The sequence below is a fragment of the Streptomyces sp. NPDC002845 genome (assembly GCF_053591955.1).
Window position 1 is genome coordinate 114,906 of sequence record NZ_JBSFUU010000015.1, and the last position, 23,935, is coordinate 138,840.

The following is a 23,935-nucleotide window of genomic DNA, read 5'->3' on the forward strand; positions in this document are numbered from 1 at the left end:
TCGTGACCATGAGCCAGACACCGGACAGCGCCGTCCGCGCGTACATCGAGCACCACCGCGCCGCCTTCCTCGACGCCCTCGCCGAGTGGCTGCGCATCCCGTCGGTGTCGGCCCAGCCCGAGCACGCGGCGGACGTACGGCGCAGCGCCGACTGGCTCGCCGCCCGGCTCAAGGAGACCGGCTTCCCGACCGCCGAGGTGTGGCAGACGCCGGGCGCCCCGGCCGTCTTCGCCGAGTGGCCCTCCGCCGACCCCGAGGCCCTCACCGTCCTTGTCTACGGGCACCACGACGTGCAGCCCGCGGCCCGCGAGGACGGCTGGGACACCGAGCCGTTCGAGCCGGTGATCCGCGGAAACCGCCTCCACGCGCGCGGAGCGGCGGACGACAAGGGCCAGGTGTTCTTCCACACACTCGGCGTCCGCGCCCACCTCGCCGCCACCGGCCGCACCACCCCGGCCGTGAACCTGAAGATGCTGATCGAGGGCGAGGAGGAGTCCGGCTCCCCGCACTTCCGGGCCCTCGTCGAGGAGCACGCCGACCGGCTCGCCGCCGACACGGTGATCGTCTCCGACACCGGCATGTGGGCCGAGGACACCCCCACCGTGTGCACCGGCATGCGGGGCCTCGCCGAGTGCGAGATCCAGCTGTACGGCCCCGCCCAGGACATCCACTCCGGCGCCTTCGGCGGTGCCGTACCCAACCCGGCCACCGCTGCCGCCCGATTGGTCGCCGCCCTGCACGACGAGCACGCGCGCGTGGCGATCCCCGGCTTCTACGACGGTGTGGTCGAACTCACCGACCGCGAGCGCGCGCTCTTCGCCGAACTGCCCTTCGACGAGGAGCGATGGCTGCGTACGGCCAAGTCGACGGCGACGTACGGAGAGGCCGGACACACCACCCTGGAGCGCCTCTGGGCCCGCCCGACCGCCGAGGTCAACGGAATCGGCGGCGGCTACCAGGGCCCCGGAAGCAAGACGATCATCCCGTCCTCGGTCATGGTCAAGCTCTCCTTCCGGCTGGTCGCGGGCCAGGACCCGGACCAGGTGGAGAAGGCCGTGCGCGCGTGGGCGGCTGAGCAGGTGCCCGCCGGGATCCGCTGCAAGGTCACGTTCGGCTCGGCCACGCGCCCGTGCCTGACGCCGCTCGACCACCCGGCCCTGCAGTCCGTCGTACGCGCCATGGGCCGCGCCTTCGAGCAGCCGGTCCGCTTCACGCGCGCGGGCGGCTCGGGCCCCGCCGCCGACCTCCAGGAGGTCCTCGGCTCACCCGTGCTCTTCCTCGGCATCTCCGTCCCCTCCGACGGCTGGCACGCCCCGAACGAGAAGATCGAACTCGATCTGCTCCTCAAGGGCGTCGAGAGCAGCGCGTACCTGTGGAGCGAACTGGCCGACAGCGAACGCGGGGCACACTGAAGAAGGCCCCCACCCCGTCCCGCCGCACGCATCCCCGAACCGCCCGCCGAAACAACCGTTCCACCGGGGGAGTTGGAAGCACCCGTGACCACCTGGACCGACCACACCGCCGACCGGCCCGTCTCGCTCACCGCCCCGAGCGGCATCGACCGGGCCGCCCACCACCGGCTCGACGAGGCCTGGCTCGCGGCGGCGTGGAGCCACCCCACCACGCGCTGCTTCGTGGTTTCCGGCGGCCAGGTCCTGATCGACGAGACGCCCGACGGCAGGACCGAGCTCGTCATGACCCCGTCCTTCGAGGCGCCGCTCACCGAGGCACACCGCTACTTCCTGGGCACCGATGCCGACGGCGTGAGCTACTTCGCGCTCCAGAAGGACGCTCTTCCCGGCCGTATGGACCAGTCCGCGCGCCCGGCCGGCCTGCGCGAGGCGGGCCTGCTGCTGTCGCCGCGCGACACCGGCCTCATGGTGCACGCGGTCGGCCTGGAGAACTGGCAGCGCACGCACCGCTTCTGCTCACGCTGCGGCGAGCGCACGATCATCGCGGCGGCCGGCCACATCCGCCGCTGCCCCGCCTGCGGTGCCGAGCACTACCCGCGCACCGACCCCGCCGTGATCATGGCCGTGACGGACGACGAGGACCGCATCCTCCTCGGCCGCCAGGTGCACTGGCCCGAGGGCCGCTTCTCCACCCTCGCCGGCTTCGTCGAGCCCGGCGAGTCCATCGAGCAGTCCGTACGGCGCGAAGTCCACGAGGAGGCGGGCATCACCGTCGGCGCCGTCGAGTACATCGCCAGCCAGCCATGGCCGTTCCCGTCCAGCCTCATGCTCGGCTTCCTCGCCCGCGCCACCTCGACCGACATCGACGTCGACGGCGACGAGATCCACGAGGCCCGCTGGTTCTCCCGCGACGAACTGCGGGCCGCCTTCGAGTCCGGGGAGGTCCTGCCTCCCTACGGCATCTCGATTGCGGCCCGCCTGATCGAACTCTGGTACGGCAAGCCCCTGCCGACCCGGGGGCACGTCGGCCAGGGGTCGGGGACTACGCGCCAATCTTGTGCTTGACCTGCGCCAGCGAGGGGTTCGTGAGCGTCGAGCCGTCCGGGAAAAGGACGGTGGGACCATCGACGACAGTCGTGCCGCGAAGCTCGCCGTGATCGACGGCAAGATGAACCAGCTCCTGAAGGAACTCCAGCAGGACGAGATCAGCGCCGTCGCGTACGCCTCGCAAGTCGCCAGCCTTGCCCAGGACCGAGAGAAGGTCACCAACCAGGAAGGGCCGAAGCCGGTGACCGTGTGGACGGGCACGGGCGAGGGCTACGCGGAGTGGTGGGAGCGGTCGAGATCCCCGGCTTTCCAGAACAGGAAAGATCCTCCGGCCGTGTTTCCAGGACGGTTGGTGGTGCAAGCCGGGCCCCATGTAACGTAGCGTGCAGGCCAATTGACCCTGGGTTCATGTGCTAGTCGGCGTCCCGCCGTGTCGGCATGGGCAGGGTTGCGCGGTTGGCACCATGGAGAGGCGTGCCACACCCGCTCAATTGAAGTACTGGTCGGTCCTACACGACCTCAACGAACACCCCACCGGCACGTGGGGCGCAGCTCGCGGGTGGCTGCGACCACAGACAGATTTCCGGCTGTCTTCGTTGAGGTTGAGGCAGTCAGCTCACCCTTCTCGAAGACGGCGGTCAGACCCGTCGAGGAGGGCGCGCTGTGTGGGCCGTCATGCAGGAGCTGGCCATTTCAGGGCCGTATGTATTGCTGGCCTTCGTTGTGCTCTTGGCCGTCATGATGTTGTCGGCTCTGGTCATTGCGCTGAGGGATGCCGAGCCAGGGCACCGACCCGAGATCATCCGAGCCTTGGCCGAACTGATGAGCTTCTGGAAGCGGCGGTAGAAGACCCGGCGAACGAAGCGGCCCCCGCGCTCAAGGCAGAGGCGAGGGCCGCTTTGAGGAGATCAGACGCCGAGCGCCTGCTTCACCTGGGCAAGGCTCGGGTTCGTCATCACGACCTCAGTGCCGCCACTGGAGGGAACTACCTGAACGGTGGGGACCGTCTGGTTCCCACCGTTCGCCTTCTCCACGAACGCCGCGGACTGCGGGTCCTGCTCGATGTTGATCTCGTCGTACGTGATGCCCTCGCGGTCCATCTGGCTCTTCAGCCGACGGCAGTAGCCGCACCACGTGGTGCTGTACATCGTCACAGTGCCCGGCATTCTCTCGCGCTCCTTCGGCGGGTCGGGGATGCGTAGTCGCAGTGAGGGAACGTACTTGAAAGCGCCACCATTCCCGCATCCGGTGCCCGGCGGGACGTGACGCCTGCCGCATTAGTACGACTGCGAGGCCCTGCCTGTGGACAACCGGCGCACCCGTCTCCGGCGACCTGGGAGCATGGCGGGGTGACAGCAGCAACGCACTCCACCCTGTTCCCGCAGGATTCCGACCGCTCCCAATATTCGGCTCCGCCGAGTGGGGCCGACGCGGTGCTCGAAGGGCTCGACCCCGAGCAGCGCGAGGTGGCGACCGCCCTGCACGGTCCGGTGTGCGTGCTGGCGGGGGCCGGCACGGGCAAGACGCGGGCGATCACCCATCGCATCGCGTACGGGGTGCGTGCCGGGATACTGCAGCCCTCCAGTGTGCTGGCCGTCACGTTCACCAACCGTGCCGCAGGCGAGATGCGCGGCCGGCTGCGGCAGCTCGGCGCGACCGGCGTCCAGGCCCGTACGTTCCACTCCGCCGCGCTGCGGCAGCTTCAGTACTTCTGGCCGAAGGCCGTCGGCGGCGCCATGCCGAGGATCGTCGACCGCAAGATCCAGCTCGTCGCGGACGCGGCCGCCGCCTGCCGTATCCGTCTCGATCGCAACGAACTGCGGGACGTCACCGGCGAGATCGAGTGGTCCAAGGTCACCCGGACCGTCCCCGGCGACTACGCGGCCACGGCCGCCGAGGCAGGGCGGGAGACACCCCGCGCCGCCGCCGAGATCGCCCAGCTCTACGCGGTGTACGAGGACCTCAAGCGCGACCGCGCGGTCATCGACTTCGAGGACGTCCTGCTGCTCACCGTGGGCATCCTCCAGGACCGACAGGACATCGCCGAACAGGTCCGTTCCCAGTACCAGCACTTCGTGGTCGACGAGTACCAGGACGTCAGCCCCCTCCAGCAGCGCCTGCTGGAGCTGTGGCTCGGTGAGCGCGACAACCTGTGTGTCGTCGGCGACGCCAGCCAGACGATCTACTCGTTCACAGGCGCAACTCCTGACCATCTGCTCGACTTCCGCATCCGCCATCCCGGGGCCACGGTCGTCAAGCTGGTCCGTGACTACCGCTCCTCGCCCCAGGTCGTCCACCTCGCCAACGGCCTGCTCGCCCAGGCCAGCGGCCGCGCCGCCGACCACCGCCTGGAGCTGATCTCCCAGCGCGCCCCCGGCCCCGAGCCCGTTTACGCCGAGTACACCGACGAGCCCGCCGAGGCCGAGGGCGCCGCCCGCCGCATCCGCGACCTCGTCGCCTCCGGCATCCCGGCCGGCGAGATCGCCGTCCTGTTCCGTACGAACGCCCAGTCCGAGACGTACGAACAAGCCCTTGCCGACGCCGGAGTGCCCTACCAACTGCGCGGCGCCGAGCGGTTCTTCGACCGGCCCGAGGTGCGCAGAGCCGGCTCCGCGCTGCGCGCCGCCGCCCGCTTCGGCGGCAACGACTCCCTCCTCGACGACGCCGTCGACCTGCCCTCGCAGGTGCGTGCCGTGCTGTCGGGGGAGGGGTGGACCAGCGAACCCCCGGCGGGCTCGGGCGCGGTCAGGGAGCGCTGGGAGTCACTGGCCGCGCTGGTGAACCTCGCGCGGGACTTCGCCGCCGCCCAGCCGCGCGCCACCCTCGGCGACCTGGTCGCGGAACTCGACGAACGCGCGAACGCCCAGCACGCACCGACCGTCCAGGGCGTCACCCTCGCCTCGCTGCACTCCGCCAAGGGGCTGGAGTGGGACGTCGTCTTCCTGGTCGGCGTAGCCGAGGGCATGATGCCGATCACCTACGCGAGGACCGACGAGCAGATCGAGGAGGAGAGACGTCTCCTCTATGTCGGTGTCACACGCGCGCGGGAGCACCTGTTCGTCTCCTGGGCCCTGTCCCGGACGCCGGGCAGCCGCCCCAACCGCCGCCCCAGCCGCTTCCTGGACGGCCTGCGCCCCGGTTCGGCCGCCACCACGGGCCGGACCGGAGCGAGAGGCACCGGAGGCGTCGAGCGGGGCTTCGGTGGCGTCCCGGGTGACACCACGACCGTGGCCCCGCGGCGCACCAGACGAGCCCCGGCCCGCTGTCGCGTCTGCGGCCGCACCCTGAGCGACGCCGGCGAGATGAAGCTGATGCGCTGTGAGGACTGCCCCTCCGACATGGACGAGGGCCTCTACGAGCGGCTGCGCGAGTGGCGGGCGGTCCAGGCTCAGCGCAGCGGACAGCCGGACTTCTGTGTCTTCACGGACAAGACGCTGATGGCGATCGCGGAAGCGGTACCGTCCGCTCCGGCCGAACTGGCCCGTATCCCCGGGGTCATCGCCCGCAAGCTTCAGCGCTACGGGGACGATGTTCTGGCCATCTGCGCAGGTGACAGCGTCGGGGGAGATGGCGAGAACGACTGACGCGAACTCGTCGAAAAAATAGTTTGCGCATGCCCCAGGAATCCCCATAGGTTCTTAGCCACGGGAACGGAGGCCTTCTCGGAGGCCCCGATTCCGTGTTGTACTTGCATATCCGTTGGATCGGTTCACTCCGATCCCCCGAGACGCCGAGAGGAGGCGAGTCCAGTGATCAGCATCGACACCAGCTTCAACAGCACGGTCAAAATGACCGATTGCTCGGCCGTCTCCCTGTGCATGTCCGGCGTTTCGAACCTGGACACCGGTCTGTCCGGCATTCGTGCCGTCCGTCCGGCGTCCTCCCTGTCTCTCGCGGGACTCCCTGTCCGTGAGCGCAATGAGCGACCGATCAAGGCACTGGAAGCAGTAGCGGCACAGGCGCAGGCCTATGCCTTTGCGGCGGCCGGTGCCGGATTCCGGAAGCAGACGACGCACCACCAGACGATGTGGGCCTTCCGTGGGCCAGAACCCTGGAGTGATCCAGCCTGATCGCCGATCAGGCCGGCGCCTTCAGGGCCGCGGAACCCCATCCGGGATCCGCGGCCCTTCTGTTTGTCCCCGACCGGGGGCTGCAGAGCGAAGGGGCCTCGGGACAAGAAAAGAACCCGGTACCAGCCGCCACCCGGCCAACCGGCCGGAACGACCAGACGAGGAAGACGAACCGTGCAACTCGAAGCGCACGCCCCGTCCGTACCGCCTTCCGAAACGATCCCCCCGCCCGGCCTCACGGAGGACTCCACCTTGACCCCGCTCACCGCGCTCACCGCGCTCGACGACGCCATCGAGAACCTCGGCGTACCCGTCCCCTGCCGTTCCTACGACCCGGAGGTCTTCTTCGCCGAGTCGCCGGCCGATGTCGAGTACGCCAAGTCCCTCTGCCGCACCTGCCCGCTGATGGAGGCCTGCCTCGCCGGCGCCAAGGAGCGGCGTGAGCCCTGGGGCGTCTGGGGTGGCGAGCTGTTCGTCCAGGGTGTCGTCGTGGCCCGCAAGCGGCCGCGTGGCCGCCCGCGCAAGAACCCGGTCACGGCATGAACACCGCAGGAACGATCGACCGTCCCCTCACGCACGACCCCAAGAAGCAGGCCCCGATGAAGCCGTCCACAAGCGAGCCCGTCGGCTCCGCGATTCCAGACTTCACCACCACCGACGCGAACGACACGCGTCAGAACAGGACCCGAGAGATGCAACTCATCCCAGAAGCCCTGGCTCGTGCGCATATGCACGACCGCCTGCGATCGGCGGAGCAGGAGCGCCTGGCCATGCGCGTGGCCACCGCCCGCCGGATGCAGCGCCGCGCCGAGCGCGCCTCGATGCGTGCCCGCCGCGCGCTGGCCATGGCCGTCATGCAGTAACCGACGACCAGTGCGACAACACACCGAGAAGCAGTGACTTCTGACGGGGGACCGGTCCGGACGGGCCGGTCCCCTGCGGTGCGTTGTGCCCGTCGAACCATCGGCCACGGCGATATCGTCACCGAGTGACGAGTCTTCCCGGGGACAGCGACAACACCGGCTCCGCACAGTGGCCCGAGACCGCGGAGGCCCCCCATCGTGTGCTCCAGCTGCGGCACCCCGGCCGACGGCCCCCAACCCACCTGGACCTGCTCAGTCGAGAACGGCGCCCGCCACTACTGCTGCGACACCTGCGCCCGCGCCAACCTGCGGGCCATCGAGGGACGGTTGGACTCGGCCTGGTGGTAGAGCAGCCTCTGGAACTCCCTCCTCCCCTCCCTCAAGGAACGCTCACGCCTCCGCCGCAGACTCCTCCTCCGGAACGAACCCCGGCAGCCACTCCTCCAGTTCGTCACGGAGACGGACCGTGGCGCCCAGTTGGCACAGGACGCCGATGGTGCTCAGAGTCACACGGTGGATCAGCAGGTAGGCCGGGGGGAGGTTCAGCTGCTTGCCCAGTTGGTGGGCAGGGCAGCGGGGGTCGGCTATGCGGGCCGCCTGCTGGCGTATCCAGCCTCGGGTGAAGGTGAACTCGTCGGCCTGGGCGGGTTCGATGATGGGGAGGAGGTAGTCGAGGACCGCGTCGGGGTCCAGGTCGATGGACTCCTTGACGAAGCCCTCCTCGCAGAGCAGCTCGTAGACCGCATCGGCCCGGCCCTCAAGGGTCATGCGCAGGGAGTGGCCGATCGGGGTGGGCAGCCCGTCCGGGAGGCGGTCGACCGTGCCGAAGTCGAGGACTCCCAGGCGCCAGCCCACCTTGTCGTCGGGCAGGAGGCGGAAGTTGCCCGGGTGCGGGTCGGCATGCAGGAGGCCGGTGCGGGCGGGGCCGGAGAAGAGGAAACGGGCGAGCAACTGGCCGGCGCGGTCGCGCTGCTCCTGGGTACCGTCGGTGATCACCTCCGACAGCGGTGTGCCGTCGATCCATTCGGTCACCAGAACCTGCTCGCACTGGTGGACCACGGCCGGGACGAGGATGTCCGGGTCGCCCGCGAACTCCTCGGCGTGCACCTCCTGTGCCTGCGCCTCCAAGCCGTAGTCGAGTTCCTCGGACACCCGGTCGCGGAGTTCCGTAATGAGCGGCTTGACATCCATGCCGGGGACCAGCGGGCCCAAGAGGCGGGCGAAGCGGCTGAGTTGGCCGAGGTCGGACAGGAGGGCCTCACCCGCGCCCGGATACTGCACCTTGACCGCGACCTCACGGCCGTCGTGCCAGGTCGCGCGGTGTACCTGGCCGATCGACGCCGCCGCGGACGGCTTGTCCTCGAACTGGAGGAACAGCTCCTGCCAGTCGTCGCCGAGCCGCTCCGCCAGTACGGAGTGCACCGTGCCCGTCGGCATTGGCGGGGCCGCGTCCTGCAACTTGGTCAGCGCCGCACGGTACGGGCCGGCGATCTCCTCGGGCAGGGCCGACTCGAACACGGACAGGGCCTGCCCGAACTTCATCGCGCCGCCCTTGAGCTGGCCGAGCGTCGAGAAGAGCTGCTCGGCCGTCCGCTGCTGCAGCTCGGTGGCGATGATCTCCGCCGGACGTCCCCCGATGCGCTTGCCCAGCCCGAGCGCGGTGCGCCCGGCGAATCCGAGAGGGAGGGCGGCGAGTTTGGCGGTCCGGACCACTGCCTTGCGCGGCAGATCAGACATGTGCGCGTCCTCCCATGAGCTTGAGTGTGCCGCGAGCGCTCGTGCCGCAGGGCCGGGCCGACATGCGGTGACGGAGGGTGTCTCTGAACTCGCCTGGCTCGGCGGTACGAGTGATCGCCTTCCGGGGAAGATCAGACATGCGCCCTCCAGGTTCCAGACCGCCGTGCCGCGTGTGCCGTGCGGGACAACCGCGTCGGCGGCTGTTGCCCCGCCATTGTCTCGCGCGGCTCCTCGTCCTCCGAGGTGTGCTCCCCCTTAGCTTTCTCCGTGGCCGCGCACGGGCATGCCAGATGTACCCATACCGGCCTCGAATGCCAGTCGAAGCCCGGCACGGAGACCTCCCAGCGCGCGCCCGCACTGGACGGCGACTGCCCGTCCAGGAAGGCGAGCGCGTGCCCCGCGGCCAGTCCGGCGACGGTCGTGGCCAGGGCCAGATCGCAGGCCTCCACCTGACGTGATCGGGCCTCCCCTTGGCGCGGTCGGCCGGAGCGCCACTGGGCGACCAGACGCGGCCAGGTCTCGTCCCGGTCGGTTCGCTGGTGGTGCAGACAGTTCGCGCATCCCGTCTCCCCGGGCAGGACCAGCGGTCCGACGACACCGGTCGCCTCCACGACCCCGGCGTACAGGTGCGGTGTGCCGGAGGCCATGAGGCTCTCGGCGGACATGGGATCGGGAGCGTGGACGGCGAGGCCGTCACGCGGGGCGAGGATCACCAGGGACCAGCCGGGCTCCTCCCCGGAAGCGGGCGCCCGGGGCGGGCGGTCCGGCGCCGCTCGACGTACCGCCCGCCGCGCCGCCTCGGCCCTGCGCTCACCGATCGACTCGGCCGGCAGCCCGCCCGGCGCGACGTCCCACGGCTCGACGCGGCCGATGTCGCGCACGTCGACCTCACCCACGCCCGCACCCGCCAGAAGTGCGGCGAGGATCACGCCCACCCGGCCCGCACCGCGCACCTGAACGCGCAGGGAGCGGCGGGCGGCCAGGCGTGCCATGGCCTCGCCTGGTTCGGACGCGACGACGGAAAGGGCGGAGAGGTCGGGGCACAGCCGGTCCAGCACCGTCTTCTTCTCGCGCAGAGCGTCGGCGGCCGGGCCACCGCCCGTCGCGTCGTCGAGCAGACCCGACCGGGACAGCTGGTCCACCACCGCGTCGACATGTCCGTCGGGCAGCCCCATCCTGCGCCCCTCGTCGCGCAGCAATGGCAGCCCGCGCGTTCCGTCGAGCAACGACAGGAAGCTGCCTGTCGCCGTGTCCACCGGTCCCAGCACCATCGCGTGCGCGGGCGCCATCCCGAACTGCACAGTCTTGAGATCCCGCCAGCCGCGCCGCAGCGCGGGCTTCACCATCGGATGCATGATCGGCCCCCGTAGCCATAGAACGTCCCCGTACGGCGGTGGGTGGTCGTGCCCGGTCCGCCGACGCATGTCAGCATGCCCGGTCCGCGCCATCGGGCGTCGAAAGTTGTCCACAGGCAGCCGTATTCGTCGTATTAATCGAGCGCGCGGGGTGCGGATCCGTATCGAACCGTCCGGAGGCGGGACTTCCCCCGTGTGCAGCGGGTAACGTCAGGGCGTGCCCGCCGACCCACTGCACCGCGCCGGAAAATCACAGCGCAGCACGACGAGCCAGCCGCCAAGCGGCTCGGGGGTGAGCGCGATCGAGGTCCGCAGGAGTGCGCGACGGCGCAGAACGGTCTCCGCGTACCGCGAGGGCGATCGCACCGTCGTGCTCATCCCCGCCCGGATGTCCGAGGCGGAGGAGCAGCGCTGGGTGACCGTCATGCTCGACAAACTCGCCGCACAGGAGAGCAAACGGCTCCTCGGCGATGCCGAACTGGCCGAGCGCGCCGAGCGGCTGTCGGACCAGTACTTCGACGGCCGGGCCCGGCCCACCTCGGTCCGCTGGGTCACCAATCAGAACACACGCTGGGGCTCTTGCACCCCGTCCGAGGGCAGCATCCGCCTTTCGCACCGGCTGCAGGGCATGCCCGAGTACGTCGTCGACTACGTCCTCGTCCATGAGCTCGCGCATCTGCTCGTGCCCGGCCACGGCCCCCGCTTCTGGCAGCTGCTGGAGGCCTATCCGCGCACGGAGCGGGCGCGCGGCTACCTCGAAGGAGTGGTCGCCGCCGACCGGCTGCCGCATCTTCCGGCCGCCCGCGACGAGTGACTCGACGACCGGCTCGGTGACGAGAACCGGCCATCACGCGTGCGCGTGCCCGGGTCCGAAGCGGGTCTTGTGTACCGGGTCTGTACCGGTCGCGTCCCCTGTCCGAGTTTGCCGTTAGCCTGGCGCGACGCACTCACATTCGGGATGGGGGACGGTCGTTACGCATGGCCAGGGAATTCCAACGCGGCCACAAGGCCAGAATCAGTGACCTCACCGCGGGTACGGATCTGTACGTAGGTGTGCAGATTTCTGCCCCCGGACTGAGCTTCGACATCAGCTGCTTCGGTCTGGACGCCGACGAACAGCTTTCGGACGACCGGTACTTCGTCTTCTTCAACCAGCCGAAGACCCCGGAAGAGTCCATTCAGCTTCTCGGGACGCAGGCGGGTGACACGGAGTCGTTCCGGGTCACGCTCGACAGGATCCCGCCGCAGATCCAGAAGCTGTCGTTCACAGCGACCATCGACGGCACCGGCCAGATGTCGCAGATCGCCCCCGGCTACATCCGCATCGTCGCAGGCGGCGAGGAAGTGGCCCGGTACTCCTTCAACGGCGCCGAGTTCTCCACCGAGCGTGCCGTGATGCTGGGCGATTTCTATCTGAAGGACGTCTGGCGGTTCGCCGCGGTCGGCCAGGGGTTCGACGGCGGCCTGGACGCGCTGCTGAAGAACTTCGGCGGCGAGGTCGCCGAGGAGGAGCCCGCCGAGCCGCAGCCGCAGGCCGACGCCGTCCCCGGCTTCGCCCCGCCCGCCCAGGCCGCGGCGCCACCCGCGTTCGCGCCACCTGCCGCACAGGCACCGGCACCGGCACCGGCGCCTGCACCGGCCCCCGCACCTGCTCTGGCACCGGCGCCCGCGCCCGCCCCCGCGCCCCCGGTGCACGCACAGCCGACCATCGTCGCGCCCGTGAGTACCCCTCCGGGCGGCACCGTCCCACCCCCGCCCGGACCCGTCCCGAGCGCGCCCCTGCCGCCCGGCTACGGTCAGCCGCAGGCCCCGCAGGCCCCGCAGGCCCCGCAGGCCCCGCAGGCCCCGGCACCGCCGCCGGGCTACGGACAGCAGCCCCCGACCGCCCCGCCCGGATACGGCCAGCAGCCGCCGTACGGCCAGATCCCGGGCCAGCCGGGCGCGCCCGCCGCTCCGGCGCAGTACGGCGTGCCCCAGGGAGCCCCGCAGGGAGGTGCCGGGGTCACCGCCGCGCTGCAGCAGTTCAAGGAGACGCCCACCGGACAGCGGTGGACCCAGCAGAACAAGAAGCTCGTCCGGGCCGACCTCGGCGTCGGCGGGGAGCAGGCCGTGCTTGCCCGTCAGGGCAGCATGGTGCTCTACCAGGGCAAGGTCGACTTCGGCTACAAGGGCGCCGGGTTCGCCGGGCGCATCGTGGGCAACGCGACCGGCCAGGAAATGCAGCTGATGCGCTGTTCCGGCCGCGGCCAGGTGTTCTTCGCCGAGGACTCCACGATGCTGCACCCCATCGAACTCCAGGGCGACGCGATCTGCGTGTCCGCCGAGAACGTCCTCGCCTTCGACGAGACGCTCCAGTACGAGGTGCGCCGCATCGAGGGACACGGCATCCCCGGAGGCGCGCTCTTCACGATGCAGTTCCAGGGGACCGGCACCATCGTCGTCAAGACGCACGGCGCGCCCGTCGTGCTCCCCGTGACGCCCACGACGTTCGCCGACTGCAACGCCGTCGTCGCGTGGTCCGCCGCCTCCCAGGTGATCGTCGCCAGCCAGGTGCGGATGCGCCGCAACGCCTACGCCGGGGACACCGGAGAGAGCGTGAACCTCCAGTTCCGTGCCGCGCCCGGCAATTTCATCATCGTCCAGCCGTACGAGGTCTGAGGGAGCCCGACATGAACCAGCCGCTCGCGGGCTTCGCTCCCGCCCCCGTCACCGCCCGCATGGAGAACCACGGCAACCACATGCTCAAGGTCGCCATGCAGACCGGGAACGACCTCCTCGCGCGCGTGGGGTCGATGGTCGCCTACGAAGGGTTCGTCCAGTACGAGCCCAACCCGCCCGCCGTACGCCAGATCGCCAAGGACTGGATGACCGGTGAGGGCGCGCCCCTGATGAAGTGCTCCGGGGACGGACTGCTCTACCTCGCCGACTACGGGGCGAACGTCGTCGTCATCAACCTCAACGGTGACGCGATCTCCGTCAACGCCACCAACCTGCTCGCCTTCGACGCGCATCTGACGTGGGGTGTCGAACGCGTCAAGGGACTCGCCAAGTTCGCCGGACAGGGCCTGTGGAACACCAGGATCTCGGGCCAGGGCTGGGTCGCTCTGACCTCCCGGGGCAAGCCGATCGTCGTCGACTGCGGCGGCGGTGAGGACGAGACGTACGTCGACCCGGACGCACTCGTCGCCTGGTCCCCGAACCTCAAGGTGAAGGGCAAGCGCAGCTTCAAGGCGCAGTCGCTGATCGGACGCGGCAGCGGCGAGGCGTACCAGATGGCGTTCTCCGGGCAGGGCATCGTCGTCGTCCAGCCCAGCGAGGACAGCACCGACCGCCTCCGAGTCCGGGGCTGAGGGGGGAACGACACACCATGCAGAGCCCGATTTTCGGCTACAACGAGCAGCAGACCCAGGAACGCTGGAGCCTGCAGAACCAGCAGATGCTACGCGTCGCCCTGGAGGGCCACGACGACATCCTCGCCCGCAAGGGCACGATGGTCGCCTACCAGGGGATGGTCGAGTTCGACGCCGAGTACCAGAGCAACGATCAGCGGCGCTCACGGGCGTACACCGGCGAGGGCCTCGATCTGATGCGCTGCCACGGGCAGGGGACGGTCTACTTCGCCAACCTCGCCCAGCGCGTCCACGTAGTGGACGTGGACCAGGACGGCCTCACTGTCGACAGCAGTTACGTCCTTGCCATGGACTCCTCGCTGCACCACGACGTCATCGCCGTCGACAGCCAGTACGGCATCTCCGGCTCCGGCAAGTACCAGCTCAACATCACGGGCCGCGGCAAGGTCGCCCTGATGACCTCGGGCATGCCGCTGATGATGCACGTCACGCCCGACAAGTACGTCAACTGCGACGCCGACGCGATCGTGGCCTGGTCCACGGCCCTGCGCGTGCAGATGCAGGCCCAGACCCACTCCTCCGGCGTGTGGCGGCGCCGCGGCAACACCGGTGAGGGCTGGGAGCTCAGCTTCATGGGACAGGGCTTCATCCTCGTCCAGCCCAGCGAACTGCTGCCCCCGCAGAACGCCCAGATCGGCTCGGGCATCGCCGCCCAGTACGGGGTGGGCCAGCAGGGGGCTCGGGGGCAGAACCAGGGCAACGTCTGGAGCTGACCGAGGAAGCAAACGTAAGGGGCGGCAGCCTTGTGGCCGCCCCTTACAGCGTTCTCAAAGCCTCGCCTGCGTCGCCGCCAGCAGCCGTACGACCGACTCGTCGGCCACGGCCGCCACCTCGTCGTACGGGAACCAGCGCAGGTCGAGGGACTCCTCGCTGATCTCCTGGACGGCGTCCGGCGGTGCCACGGCGGCGTACTGGACGTCGAAGTGCCAGTGGCACGGCGCCGGAATCCGATGGCGGTCGAGGCTCACCGGGCCGCCGGGAAGCAGGGTCAGCCCCGTTACCCCGGACTCCTCCGTCGCCTCACGCAGAGCGGCGGCCGCCAGCGTGGTGTCCTCCGGCTCGCAGTGGCCGCCCATCTGGAGCCACTTGCGCAGCTTCCTGTGCAGCGTGAGCAGCACCCGGCCGTGCTCCGGGTCGATCACCAGGGCGCTCGCCGTGATGTGCCCCGCGTGGCACGACTTCCACATGCCGTCCGGGCGGGCCTCCAGGTGGTCCAGATAGGCCTGGCGCAGGTCCTCCTGGTCCTCGTAGCTCTTCAGTACGAGGACCGTGTCGTCGTAGAGACTCACTCGGTGTCGTCGTCCTCGGCCTCGTCGCCCTTGTGCTTCTTGCGGAGGTCGGGCTTGTCGGCGGCCTCCCCGAGCATCTTGTCCCACTCGGAGAAGTCCAGCTGCTCGCGATGCACGAAACCGTCCGGGTCGTCCAGGTCGGAAGCGGTCGGCAGCATGTCCGGGTGGGCCCACAGGGCGTCGCGGCCGTCGACTCCGCGCGCGTCCGTGAGCGAGGCCCACAGGCGCGAGGCGTCCCGCAGCCGGCGCGGGCGCAGCTCCAGGCCGATCAGCGTGGCGAACGTCTGCTCGGCCGGGCCGCCCGTGGCGCGGCGGCGGCGCAGGGTCTCACGCAGCGCGTCGGCGGACGACAGGCGCGGTTTCGCGGCGGCGTGCACCACCGCGTCCACCCAGCCCTCCACGAGCGCCAGAGCCGTCTCCAGGCGGGCCAGGGCGGCCTTCTGCTCGGGGGTGTCCTCGGGCTGGAACATGCCCTGCTGGAGCGCCTGCTGCAACTCCTCGGGGTTCTGCGGGTCGAACTGGCCGACCACGTCCTCCAGCTTGGCCGTGTCGACCTTGATCCCGCGCGCGTAGCCCTCGACCGCGCCGAACAGATGCGAACGCAGCCACGGCACATGCGCGAAGAGGCGCTGGTGGGCCGCCTCGCGCAGCGCCAGGTAGAGTCGCACCTCCTCCTTCGGCACGCCCAGGTCCTTGCCGAACCCCTCCACGTTCATCGGCAGCAGCGCGGCCCGGCCGGCCGGGCCCAGCGGCAGGCCGATGTCGGTCGAGCCGACGACCTCGCCCGCGAGCACGCCCACGGCCTGCCCGATCTGCGTACCGAACATGGCGCCGCCCATGGAGCGCATCATGCCGATGAGCGGGCCCGCCATGGCCTGCATCTCCTCCGGCAGGACGTCGCCCATGGCCGCGCCGACGCGCTCGGCGACCGGGTCGACGAGCTCCTTCCACGCGGGCAGGGTCGCCTCGACCCACTCCGCGCGGCTCCACGCCACGGCGGAGCCCGCGCCGGACGGCAGGGACGTCGCGTCGTCCAGCCACAGGTCGGCCAGACGGACGGCCTCCTCGACGGAGGTGCGCTCGGCGGGGCCGACGCTCGCGTCCTTCGTGCCGTCCGGGGGGCCCTGGGAGACCGTCTGGCGGGCGATCTGCTTGGCCATGTCCCAGTTCACCGGGCCGCCCTCGTACGAGAGCATCTGGCCCAGCTGCTGGAAGGCGGCGCCCAGGTCGTTGGGGTTCATGGAACCGAACATCGCAGCGAACGGGTTGTCGGCGCCGGAACCGCCGGCTCCGGACAGCCCGAAGCCGAACGGGTTGGCCGGTCCCTGACCACCACCGTCCTGCTGGTCCTTGCCCTCGTCGCCGTTCTCCGGCTCCTCCGGCGGAAGGCCGAATCCGAATGGGGTGTCACTCACGGGATTCCTCGGCTGGTAAGGCCACCGTTCTTTCCGGCGGCTGGCTGCCCGACAACACCACCCAGCGTAGACACCGTGGCCGGATCGGGCCTCAGTGCTTCGCCGACTCGCGGCCTGCGGCAGGATGGATGCCACCTGGTACGTACGCGTTACGCGCGTCCGTACTGAAGACAACCACTGGAGACGCTCAGTGAGTTCCCCAGATCCGCAGGTTCGCGCAGCGCGAAACCACTCAACCAACTCTGCCGTGCGCGGGCCTATCGTCGCCGTGACCGGTGCCGCGTCCGGTGTCGGTGCGCTGCTCACCGAGCGGCTCGCCGCGTCCGAGGAGATCAAGCAGGTCATCGCCATCGACGAGCGGCGCGGTGAGTGCGCGGCGGCCCAGTGGCACATCCTGGACGTCCGGGACCCGGCCATCGCGGAGAAGCTGCGGGGCGCGGATGCCGTGGTGCATCTCGCGGTCGATCTGGATCTGGGAGCCGATACGGCGGCGCGCAGCGCCTACAACGTTCGGGGGACGCAGACCGTGCTCACGGCGGCGGCCGCCGCCGGGGTCCATCGGGTGGTGCTGTGCACCTCGGCGATGGTCTACGGGGCTCTGCCGGACAATGAGCTGCCGCTTTCAGAGGACGCCGAGTTGCGGGCCACCGCCGAGGCCACCGGGGTCGGTGATCTGCTGGAGATCGAGCGGCTCGCCCGGCGGGCGCCGCGGGCGCATCCCGGGCTGAATGTCACCGTCGTACGGCCTGCCGTGCTGGTCGGGGGCACCGATACCGCGCTGACCAGGTACTTCGAGTCGCCTCGGCTGTTGGTGGTGGCCGGGTCGCGGCCTGCCTGGCAGTTCTGTCATGTCGAAGATCTGTGCGGTGCTCTGGAGTATGCCGTTCTGGAGAAGGTCGACGGGGAACTGGCCGTCGGGTGTGACGGGTGGCTGGAGCAGGAGGAGGTCGAGGAGCTCAGCGGGATCAGGCGGATGGAGTTGCCGTCCGCGGTCGCTCTGGGGGCCGCGGCTCGGCTTCACCGGATCGGGCTCACGCCGTCTCCGGCCGGGGACCTGGCGTACACGATGTACCCCTGGGTGGTGAGTGGGAGCCGGTTGCATGACGTCGGGTGGCGGCCGCAGTGGACCAATGAGGAGGTTCTCGCGGAGCTGCTGGAGGAGGTTGCCGGGCGGCACACCGTGGCTGGGCGGCGGCTGGGGCGCAAGGATGCGACGGCTGCGGGGGCTGCGGGGGCGACGGTTGCTCTGCTGGGTACGGCGGCGTTGGTGCGGCGGGCTCGGAAGGCTCGGCGGCGGATCTGAGGGTTTCGCCCCCGCCGCCCCTGCCCGCCCCATCCTCCAGGGGCTGCCGCCCCTTCGACCCCGCCAGAGGGCTCGGGGTGGGTGGGATTGTGTGCGGGTGGGTGGGGGTTGCTGTGGTGATCGGCCTTGCGGCCTCGTCCTCAAGCGCCGGACGGGCTGAGGGTGCCTGGGGGTGGGCTGGAGGTGTGCGGCCCGGTGGGTGGTGGATCGGCCTTGCGGCCTCGCCCTCGAACGCCGGACGGGCTGAGGGTGCCTGGGGTGGGCTGGAGTGTGTGGCCGTGTGTGATGGGTGGAGCGGCTATTTCGGGTTGTCGGTGTTGTGGGGCACGATGGGTTCATGGCACCCAGTAACGATCATCCCGGTGAGTGGGCGGCTGATGAGCCCGTCAAGTTGATCGGCATTCGTGAGACGCCGTTGTCCTTGGACGAGGTCTTCGAGGCTGTGGGGGACGACGCGGCTGGAGGGACTGCGCTGTTCGTGGGGACGGTGCGGAACCACGACGGGGGCGCCGATGTGGATGAGCTGGGGTATTCCTGTCATCCGAGCGCCGAGGACGAGATGCGGCGGATCGCGGAGAAGGTTGTCGGTGAGTATCCGGTGCGGGCGCTCGCGGCCGTGCACCGGGTGGGAGACCTGAAGGTTGGCGATCTCGCTGTGATCGTCGCCGTTTCGTGTCCACATCGGGGGGAGGCCTTCGAGGCCTGTCGGAAGCTCATCGATGACCTGAAGCACGAGGTGCCGATCTGGAAGCATCAGAGGTTCTCCGACGGGACCGAGGAATGGGTCGGCGCGTAGCGTTGTTGAGCCTGCTGAACAGCGCACGGTCGGTTCCGGTTGCGTAACCCGACCCCTGGCGTGAGCGTTGACAGGGCGGATGGTTAATCTGCTGATCAGTCAGTTGCGGTCGCTCATGGGGTTGGGAGGTCGGCATGGCGGCGCTTGCCTGGTTGCTGATTCCGCTGTTGGCCGCGATCGGTGCCGGACTGTGGGGCAGTTGGGCCGGCCGGAACCGTAAGACCATCGGGGACGGCACGGAGCTCGCGGGGTACACCCGTTTCCGTGAGGCCATGGAGAGGTCCCACACAGGGAGCTGAGGAGCTGCGGGGCGGTCGGCCGTCCGGCCTCCGTACGGACGGCCCAGACAGTGCACTGACAGACCCGTCCCGTACTGTCGTTCCATGCCACGCCGCACCGCGACGATGCTCGCCTCCACTCTGATGCTGATCGCGCTCCTGTGCGCTGGAGTGTTCATCGAAGTGCCGTACTCGGAGATGTCACCGGGGCCGACGGTGAACACGCTCGGGAAGCACGGCGGCGAGCCGGTGCTGCAGATCTCCGGGCGCAAGACCTACCCGACGGACGGCAACCTGAACATGACCACCGTCCGGGTCACCAGCGCCGACTACAAGATGAATCTTGTAGAGGCCGTTTACGGATGGCTGGCACACGACAACAAGGTCGTACCGCACGACACGCTGTACCCGAACGGCAAGACCGAGGAGGAGTCGACCAAGGAGAACGCCGAGGAGTTCAGCCAGTCCCAGGAAAGCGCCAAGGTCGCGGCCATGAAGGAACTGGACATCCCAGTGAAGTCCTGGGTGATCGTCTCCAGCGTCCTCAAGGACTCCCCGTCCGAGGACCGGCTGCACGCCGGCGACGTCATCAAGGCCGTCGACGGTACGACGGTCAAGGCGCCCGGGGACGTCGCCGAGCTGGTCACCAAGCACAAGCCCGGCGAGAAGGTCGTCTTCACGGTCGTGCCCGCCAAGGAGCAGGCCGCCGCCGAGAAGGAGAACCGGACGGCGACCAAGACCGAGAAGGTGACCATCACCACGGCGAAGTCCGACGACGACGGCGAGGAGCGGGCCATCGTCGGGATCTCCGCCGGAACCGATCACACGTTCCCGTTCGCCATCGACATCAAGCTCGCCGATGTCGGCGGGCCCAGCGCCGGCCTGATGTTCGCCCTCGGTATCGTCGACAAGCTGACCCCGGGAAGCCTCACCGGCGGCACGTTCGTGGCCGGCACCGGCACCATCGACGACAACGGCAGGGTCGGGCCGATCGGCGGCATCGAGATGAAGACCGTCGGCGCGCGTGGCAAAGGCGCCGAGTACTTCCTGACGCCCAAGGACAACTGCGCGGCCGCCGCCAAGGACACCCCGGACGGCCTGACGCTCGTCGAGGTGGACACGATCGGCGACGCCATGGATGCCCTGGACGACATCCGCTCCGGGACGACCGCTGACCTGCCGAAATGCACCACCGAGGGCTGAGCAGTACTACGTCCGTACGGCGTCGGGGGCGCCCCCGACGCCGTACACGGAATCAGCCCGCGAACGTCGCCGCGAGTGCCTCCGCGAGGCCCGGGACCAGGTCCGAGCCGGTGAGCACGTCCGTCGGTGAGTCCTTCTCGCGCAGGCGCAGGGCCGACTCACGGGCGCCGTCGCGCAGGACCGCGACCGTCATGCGGACCTCCTGGCGCTCGGGGTGCCTGGCGACCCACTGGGCGAGGCGGGCCTCGTCGAGGTTCTCCGGAACGGCGGCCTCGGCGGACGGCGGGAGCATCAGGCGTTCCACCGTGAGGGCACAGCCGGCCACGGCGTCGGGCCAGGCGATGGTGCCCAGGAACTCGTCCAGCGGCTTGTCCGTTGGAACTTCGTCCTGCTCGATCGGGGTGAGACCGGAGGTCTCGGACTCGTCCGTCAGGCCGAGCTGGGCCGCGAGGCCGGGTTCCCGGGCCCGCAGCCGTGCGGTGTCTACGAGGGCGAAGAGACGGGCGGGCTGGTCCCAGCCGAGGCCGGAGGCGTACTCGTCGATCTCGAGTACGGCCCGGGTGAGCGGGCTCGCCGCCATGGGAGTGTTGGACATGGTCACAATCCTGCCTCGTTCGTTCCCGGAAGCGGGAACCGAGTAAAGCGTCGGTAAGTTGCATAGGTGAGGACCCTACGATCACGGGGTCCGACACATGGTCCGCGAACACGAGGGCCTGACGAATCAACAGCGAACTTCGAGGTGCGCACCTTGGCTTTCCAGATGCCGGACCGCGGCGGAGGCCCGACGGGGCCACGGATCAGAGTGGGCCGACCGTCCCGGCGTGCCCGGGTCCTGCTCATGACACTGGGCGTCCTGGCCGTTCTCGGCATGGCGTTCGTCATGTTCGCGGGGTTCTGGACCGACTGGCTCTGGTATCGGTCGGTGAATTACTCGTCGGTCTTCACGATCACCCTGTGGACCAAGATCGGGCTCTTCTTCGTCTTCGGCCTGCTGATGGCGGTGGCGGTCGGCCTCAACATCTGGCTGGCACACCGGCTGCGTCCGCCGCTCAGCGCCATGTCGATGGAGCAGCAGAGCCTCGACCGGTACCGCATGGGCATCGCGCCCTACAAGAAGTGGCTCCTCCTCGGGATCACCGCCCTGGTGGGCCTGATCGCGGGCGCCTCCGCCTCCAGTCAGTGGCGCACGTGGCTGATGTGGGTGAACGGCGTGCCGTTCGGCGAGACGGACCCCCAGTTCGGTCTGGACGTCTCCTTCTTCGCCTTCGACCTGCCCTGGTACCGCTTCCTGCTCGGCTTCGGCTTCGCCGCCGCGATCCTCTCCCTGATCGCCGCGGCGCTCACGCACTATCTGTACGGCGGCCTCAGGATCACCTCCCCCGGCGCGCGCGCCACGGCGGCGGCCACCGGGCACCTGTCGGTGCTCCTTGGGCTCTTCGTCGCCCTGAAGGCGGTCGCGTACTGGCTCGACCGGTACGGACTCGCCGTGAAGTCCAGTGACTTCAAGGCAACGGACAACTGGACGGGCCTCAGGTACGTCGACGCCAACGCCTACCTGCCGGCGAAGACGATCCTGTTCATCATCGCCATCATCTGCGCGTTGCTCTTCTTCGCCACCCTGTGGCGTCGCACCTGGCAGCTTCCCGTCATCGGCTTCGGCCTGATGGTGCTCTCCGCGATCCTCATCGGCGGGCTGTACCCGGCGATCGTCCAGAAGTTCCAGGTTCAGCCGAACGAGCAGGCCAAGGAAGCGCCCTACGTCGAGAAGAACCTTGAGGCGACCCGTAAGGCGTACGGCATCGAGGGCACCCAGGTGAGCGAGTACTCGGGCGAGCCGAACACGGACGACCCGGCGACGCTGCGCGACGACGTCAACAAGACCACCAGCATCCGCTTGATCGACCCGAACATCGTCTCGCCGACCTTCCAGCAGCTCCAGCAGATCAGGAACTACTACGCGTTCCCGACCAACCTGGACGTCGACCGTTACACGGACAAGAACGGCAACGTCCAGGACACGGTCATCGGTCTGCGTGAGCTGAACCTCGCGGGCATCCCGAAGAACAACTGGATCAACGACCACTTCCGCTACACGCACGGCTACGGCGTGGTCGCAGCCAAGGGCACGGCGGCCGACGAGGACGGACGTCCGGTCTTCAGCGAGTCCAACCTGCCGTCCAAGGGCGACCTCGGCACGTACCAGCAGCGGGTCTACTACGGCGAGAAGACGACGCAGTACTCGATCGTCGGCGGTCCCCAGGACGAGATCGACTACTCCGACGACACCGGTGAGAAGACGACCAGCTACAAGGGTGGCAGCGGGGTCAACCTCTCCAGCCCGGTCAACCGGGCCGCGTACGCGGTGGCCTTCAGCGAGCCGCAGATCCTGTACTCGGGAGCGATCGGCGAGGGCTCGCGGATTCTGTACAACCGCACGCCCAAGGAGCGCGTCGAGGCCGTCGCCCCCTGGCTGACGATCGACGGCGACGCCTACCCGGCGGTCGTGGACGGCAAGATCCAGTGGATCGTCGACGCGTACACGACCACGAACGGCTATCCGTACGCCTCCCGCACCACCCTGGGCGACACGACCGCCGACTCGCTGACCGCCGCCGACAACCAGCGCGCGGTGGTGGCCCAGCAGAACCGGGTCAACTACATCCGCAACTCGGTGAAGGCGACCGTCGACGCGTACACCGGTGACGTCAAGCTCTACCAGTGGGACACCCAGGACCCGGTCCTGAAGACCTGGATGAAGGCGTTCCCGGACACGGTGGAGCCGAAGGGCGAGATCTCGAAGTCGCTGATGGACCATCTGCGGTACCCGCAGGACCTGTTCAAGGTCCAGCGCGAGCTGCTGACCCGGTACCACGTGCGGGACGCGGACACGTTCCTCAGCGGCAGCGAGGTGTGGCAGGTGCCGAACGACCCGACCAACAGGTCGGGGGACGCTGTGCCGCCGTACTACCTGAGCATGAAGCTGCCCGACCAGGACGCGCAGGCGTTCTCGCTGACGACGACGTTCACCCCGAACGGCCGGGACAACCTGAGCGCGTTCATGTCCGTCAACGCCGAGGCGGGGACCGGTGACTACGGCAGGATCAGCATTCTGAAACTGCCGACGGGCAAGACCATCGACGGTCCCGCGCGCGTGCAGAGCCAGTTCAACTCCGAACCGGCGATCGCCGAGTCCATCCGGCTGCTGAGAGGCGGTGACTCGGAGGTCGAGTACGGCAACCTGCTGACAGTGCCGCTGGACGGAGGACTGCTCTATGTGGAGCCGGTCTACGTGCGCGGTGGCGACCTCAAGTACCCGCTTCTGAAGAAGGTCCTGGTGACCTACGGAGGCGTCACCGTCTTCGAGGACACGCTCGACGAGGCCCTCAACAAGGTCTTCGGCACGGAGAGTTCGACCGAGCCACCCGACGAGGGTGACGGCGACGGCGACGGTACGACCGAGCCGCCGACGTCGGACAACCCGACGGTCCAACAGGCTCTGGAGGACGCCCAGACGGCCTTCGACGAGGGTCAGGAAGCCCTCCAGAACGGCGACTGGGAGGCGTACGGACGGGCCCAGAAGGACCTGCAGGACGCACTGCAGCGGGCCGAGGAGGCGCAGTCGCAGACCGGCGGGACCAGCGGGTCCGACGGCAGCGGCGGAAGCCAGGACGGCGAACAGAGCGGCGAGGGGAGCGGTGAGGAGAGTTCCGGGAGCAGTTAGCAGTTGATCCAGGGCCCGGAAGGGCCTTGGACGGGC

At 69.5% G+C, this 23,935-nt stretch carries 24 protein-coding genes and 1 pseudogene; 18 read left to right on the forward strand and 7 right to left on the reverse strand.

Features of this window, described 5'->3' with window-relative positions:
- The first annotated feature begins 8 nt into the window (after positions 1 to 8).
- Positions 9 to 1,412, forward strand: a complete 1,404-nt coding sequence (locus ACWD3C_RS13765) for a dipeptidase (protein ID WP_451143400.1) — start codon at positions 9 to 11, stop codon at positions 1,410 to 1,412.
- A gap of 84 nt (positions 1,413 to 1,496) precedes the next feature.
- Entirely contained in the window at positions 1,497 to 2,477 is a 981-nt protein-coding gene (gene nudC, locus ACWD3C_RS13770; RefSeq protein ID WP_451143402.1) for an NAD(+) diphosphatase, read from the forward strand.
- Here nudC and ACWD3C_RS13775 read toward each other — a convergent pair.
- A pseudogene (locus ACWD3C_RS13775) lies at positions 2,455 to 2,532 on the reverse strand (NrdH-redoxin); the annotation flags it as partial. The gene nudC and the pseudogene ACWD3C_RS13775 overlap by 23 nt on opposite strands.
- 33 nt (positions 2,533 to 2,565) lie before the next feature.
- On the opposite strand from ACWD3C_RS13775, the gene ACWD3C_RS13780 reads away from it, so the two are divergent.
- Both ACWD3C_RS13780 and ACWD3C_RS13785 read left to right on the forward strand, forming a co-directional pair.
- The gene (locus ACWD3C_RS13780) at positions 2,566 to 2,841 is read left to right on the forward strand and encodes a hypothetical protein (protein WP_451143490.1); all 276 of its coding nucleotides are present in this window, start codon (positions 2,566 to 2,568) and stop codon (positions 2,839 to 2,841) included.
- 281 nt (positions 2,842 to 3,122) lie between these two features.
- On the forward strand, positions 3,123 to 3,305 hold the full coding sequence (locus ACWD3C_RS13785; RefSeq protein ID WP_451143404.1) for a hypothetical protein: 183 nt from the start codon (positions 3,123 to 3,125) through the stop codon (positions 3,303 to 3,305).
- A gap of 62 nt (positions 3,306 to 3,367) precedes the next feature.
- On the opposite strand, the gene ACWD3C_RS13790 is transcribed toward ACWD3C_RS13785, so the two are convergent.
- Positions 3,368 to 3,625 carry a mycoredoxin gene (locus ACWD3C_RS13790; protein ID WP_451143406.1) on the reverse strand — a complete coding sequence of 86 codons (258 nt, stop codon included), beginning with the start codon at positions 3,623 to 3,625 and terminating at the stop codon, positions 3,368 to 3,370.
- A 96-nt stretch (positions 3,626 to 3,721) separates the two neighbouring features.
- Between ACWD3C_RS13790 and ACWD3C_RS13795 the strand changes: the two genes are divergently transcribed.
- The 5 genes from ACWD3C_RS13795 (at position 3,722) to ACWD3C_RS13815 (ending at position 7,740) form a co-directional block, all read left to right on the forward strand.
- Positions 3,722 to 6,043: an ATP-dependent DNA helicase UvrD2 gene (locus ACWD3C_RS13795; protein WP_451143408.1), complete on the forward strand. Its 2,322-nt coding sequence runs from the start codon at positions 3,722 to 3,724 to the stop codon at positions 6,041 to 6,043.
- Positions 6,044 to 6,208: 165 nt separating this feature from the next.
- A complete protein-coding gene (locus ACWD3C_RS13800) occupies positions 6,209 to 6,529 on the forward strand; it encodes a hypothetical protein (protein ID WP_451143410.1) in 321 nt (106 codons plus the stop codon).
- 174 nt (positions 6,530 to 6,703) lie between these two features.
- A complete protein-coding gene (locus ACWD3C_RS13805; RefSeq protein WP_005480495.1) occupies positions 6,704 to 7,072 on the forward strand; it encodes a WhiB family transcriptional regulator in 369 nt (122 codons plus the stop codon).
- Positions 7,069 to 7,392, forward strand: a complete 324-nt coding sequence (locus tag ACWD3C_RS13810) for a hypothetical protein (protein WP_451143412.1) — start codon at positions 7,069 to 7,071, stop codon at positions 7,390 to 7,392. The genes ACWD3C_RS13805 and ACWD3C_RS13810 overlap by 4 nt, the downstream gene beginning before the upstream one ends.
- 198 nt (positions 7,393 to 7,590) lie before the next feature.
- Positions 7,591 to 7,740: a hypothetical protein gene (locus ACWD3C_RS13815; protein ID WP_451143414.1), complete on the forward strand. Its 150-nt coding sequence runs from the start codon at positions 7,591 to 7,593 to the stop codon at positions 7,738 to 7,740.
- A 42-nt stretch (positions 7,741 to 7,782) separates the two neighbouring features.
- Here the strand turns inward: ACWD3C_RS13815 and ACWD3C_RS13820 are convergent, their stop codons facing one another.
- Positions 7,783 to 9,129 carry an ABC1 kinase family protein gene (locus ACWD3C_RS13820; protein ID WP_451143416.1) on the reverse strand — a complete coding sequence of 449 codons (1,347 nt, stop codon included), beginning with the start codon at positions 9,127 to 9,129 and terminating at the stop codon, positions 7,783 to 7,785.
- A 131-nt stretch (positions 9,130 to 9,260) separates the two neighbouring features.
- Positions 9,261 to 10,484, reverse strand: coding sequence for a ThiF family adenylyltransferase (locus ACWD3C_RS13825; RefSeq protein WP_451143418.1), 1,224 nt, complete (start codon positions 10,482 to 10,484; stop codon positions 9,261 to 9,263).
- A gap of 217 nt (positions 10,485 to 10,701) precedes the next feature.
- Between ACWD3C_RS13825 and ACWD3C_RS13830 the strand changes: the two genes are divergently transcribed.
- The 4 genes from ACWD3C_RS13830 (at position 10,702) to ACWD3C_RS13845 (ending at position 14,607) form a co-directional block, all read left to right on the forward strand.
- The gene (locus ACWD3C_RS13830; RefSeq protein WP_451143420.1) at positions 10,702 to 11,298 is read left to right on the forward strand and encodes a M48 metallopeptidase family protein; all 597 of its coding nucleotides are present in this window, start codon (positions 10,702 to 10,704) and stop codon (positions 11,296 to 11,298) included.
- Positions 11,299 to 11,462: 164 nt separating this feature from the next.
- Positions 11,463 to 13,142, forward strand: coding sequence for a TerD family protein (locus ACWD3C_RS13835; protein ID WP_451143422.1), 1,680 nt, complete (start codon positions 11,463 to 11,465; stop codon positions 13,140 to 13,142).
- 11 nt (positions 13,143 to 13,153) lie between these two features.
- On the forward strand, positions 13,154 to 13,834 hold the full coding sequence (locus ACWD3C_RS13840; protein WP_451143424.1) for an AIM24 family protein: 681 nt from the start codon (positions 13,154 to 13,156) through the stop codon (positions 13,832 to 13,834).
- A gap of 17 nt (positions 13,835 to 13,851) precedes the next feature.
- Entirely contained in the window at positions 13,852 to 14,607 is a 756-nt protein-coding gene (locus tag ACWD3C_RS13845; protein ID WP_451143426.1) for an AIM24 family protein, read from the forward strand.
- Between the two features lie 54 nt (positions 14,608 to 14,661).
- Here ACWD3C_RS13845 and ACWD3C_RS13850 read toward each other — a convergent pair whose 3' ends face one another.
- Both ACWD3C_RS13850 and ACWD3C_RS13855 read right to left on the reverse strand, forming a co-directional pair.
- The gene (locus tag ACWD3C_RS13850) at positions 14,662 to 15,183 is read right to left on the reverse strand and encodes an NUDIX hydrolase (protein WP_451143428.1); all 522 of its coding nucleotides are present in this window, start codon (positions 15,181 to 15,183) and stop codon (positions 14,662 to 14,664) included.
- Positions 15,180 to 16,598 carry a zinc-dependent metalloprotease gene (locus tag ACWD3C_RS13855; RefSeq protein ID WP_451143430.1) on the reverse strand — a complete coding sequence of 473 codons (1,419 nt, stop codon included), beginning with the start codon at positions 16,596 to 16,598 and terminating at the stop codon, positions 15,180 to 15,182. The genes ACWD3C_RS13850 and ACWD3C_RS13855 overlap by 4 nt, the downstream gene beginning before the upstream one ends.
- Positions 16,599 to 16,788: 190 nt before the next feature.
- On the opposite strand from ACWD3C_RS13855, the gene ACWD3C_RS13860 reads away from it, so the two are divergent.
- The 4 genes from ACWD3C_RS13860 to ACWD3C_RS13875 all read left to right on the forward strand — a co-directional run bounded on the left by ACWD3C_RS13860 (position 16,789) and on the right by ACWD3C_RS13875 (position 20,178).
- Entirely contained in the window at positions 16,789 to 17,901 is a 1,113-nt protein-coding gene (locus tag ACWD3C_RS13860) for an SDR family oxidoreductase (RefSeq protein WP_451143432.1), read from the forward strand.
- Between the two features lie 337 nt (positions 17,902 to 18,238).
- On the forward strand, positions 18,239 to 18,697 hold the full coding sequence (locus ACWD3C_RS13865) for a molybdenum cofactor biosynthesis protein MoaE (protein WP_451143434.1): 459 nt from the start codon (positions 18,239 to 18,241) through the stop codon (positions 18,695 to 18,697).
- 134 nt (positions 18,698 to 18,831) lie between these two features.
- Entirely contained in the window at positions 18,832 to 18,996 is a 165-nt protein-coding gene (locus ACWD3C_RS13870) for a hypothetical protein (protein ID WP_451143436.1), read from the forward strand.
- An 84-nt stretch (positions 18,997 to 19,080) separates the two neighbouring features.
- On the forward strand, positions 19,081 to 20,178 hold the full coding sequence (locus tag ACWD3C_RS13875) for a YlbL family protein (RefSeq protein ID WP_451143438.1): 1,098 nt from the start codon (positions 19,081 to 19,083) through the stop codon (positions 20,176 to 20,178).
- 52 nt (positions 20,179 to 20,230) lie between these two features.
- On the opposite strand, the gene ACWD3C_RS13880 is transcribed toward ACWD3C_RS13875, so the two are convergent.
- Positions 20,231 to 20,773: a PPA1309 family protein gene (locus ACWD3C_RS13880; RefSeq protein ID WP_451143440.1), complete on the reverse strand. Its 543-nt coding sequence runs from the start codon at positions 20,771 to 20,773 to the stop codon at positions 20,231 to 20,233.
- A 165-nt stretch (positions 20,774 to 20,938) separates the two neighbouring features.
- On the opposite strand from ACWD3C_RS13880, the gene ACWD3C_RS13885 reads away from it, so the two are divergent.
- A complete protein-coding gene (locus tag ACWD3C_RS13885) occupies positions 20,939 to 23,899 on the forward strand; it encodes a UPF0182 family membrane protein (protein WP_451143484.1) in 2,961 nt (986 codons plus the stop codon).
- Positions 23,900 to 23,935 lie beyond the last annotated feature (36 nt).

Bases quoted from the DNA above. Each gene is read 5' to 3' on its own strand.
- ACWD3C_RS13765 (WP_451143400.1), top strand. From the start codon at position 9: ATGAGCCAGACACCGGACAGCGCCGTCCGCGCGTACATCGAGCACCAC.
- ACWD3C_RS13790 (WP_451143406.1), bottom strand. From the start codon at position 3,625: ATGCCGGGCACTGTGACGATGTACAGCACCACGTGGTGCGGCTACTGC.
- ACWD3C_RS13810 (WP_451143412.1), top strand. From the start codon at position 7,069: ATGAACACCGCAGGAACGATCGACCGTCCCCTCACGCACGACCCCAAG.
- ACWD3C_RS13820 (WP_451143416.1), bottom strand. From the start codon at position 9,129: ATGTCTGATCTGCCGCGCAAGGCAGTGGTCCGGACCGCCAAACTCGCC.
- ACWD3C_RS13825 (WP_451143418.1), bottom strand. From the start codon at position 10,484: ATGCATCCGATGGTGAAGCCCGCGCTGCGGCGCGGCTGGCGGGATCTC.
- ACWD3C_RS13835 (WP_451143422.1), top strand. From the start codon at position 11,463: ATGGCCAGGGAATTCCAACGCGGCCACAAGGCCAGAATCAGTGACCTC.
- ACWD3C_RS13840 (WP_451143424.1), top strand. From the start codon at position 13,154: ATGAACCAGCCGCTCGCGGGCTTCGCTCCCGCCCCCGTCACCGCCCGC.
- ACWD3C_RS13845 (WP_451143426.1), top strand. From the start codon at position 13,852: ATGCAGAGCCCGATTTTCGGCTACAACGAGCAGCAGACCCAGGAACGC.
- ACWD3C_RS13865 (WP_451143434.1), top strand. From the start codon at position 18,239: ATGGCACCCAGTAACGATCATCCCGGTGAGTGGGCGGCTGATGAGCCC.
- ACWD3C_RS13870 (WP_451143436.1), top strand. From the start codon at position 18,832: ATGGCGGCGCTTGCCTGGTTGCTGATTCCGCTGTTGGCCGCGATCGGT.
- ACWD3C_RS13875 (WP_451143438.1), top strand. From the start codon at position 19,081: ATGCCACGCCGCACCGCGACGATGCTCGCCTCCACTCTGATGCTGATC.
- ACWD3C_RS13880 (WP_451143440.1), bottom strand. From the start codon at position 20,773: ATGTCCAACACTCCCATGGCGGCGAGCCCGCTCACCCGGGCCGTACTC.
- ACWD3C_RS13885 (WP_451143484.1), top strand. From the start codon at position 20,939: ATGCCGGACCGCGGCGGAGGCCCGACGGGGCCACGGATCAGAGTGGGC.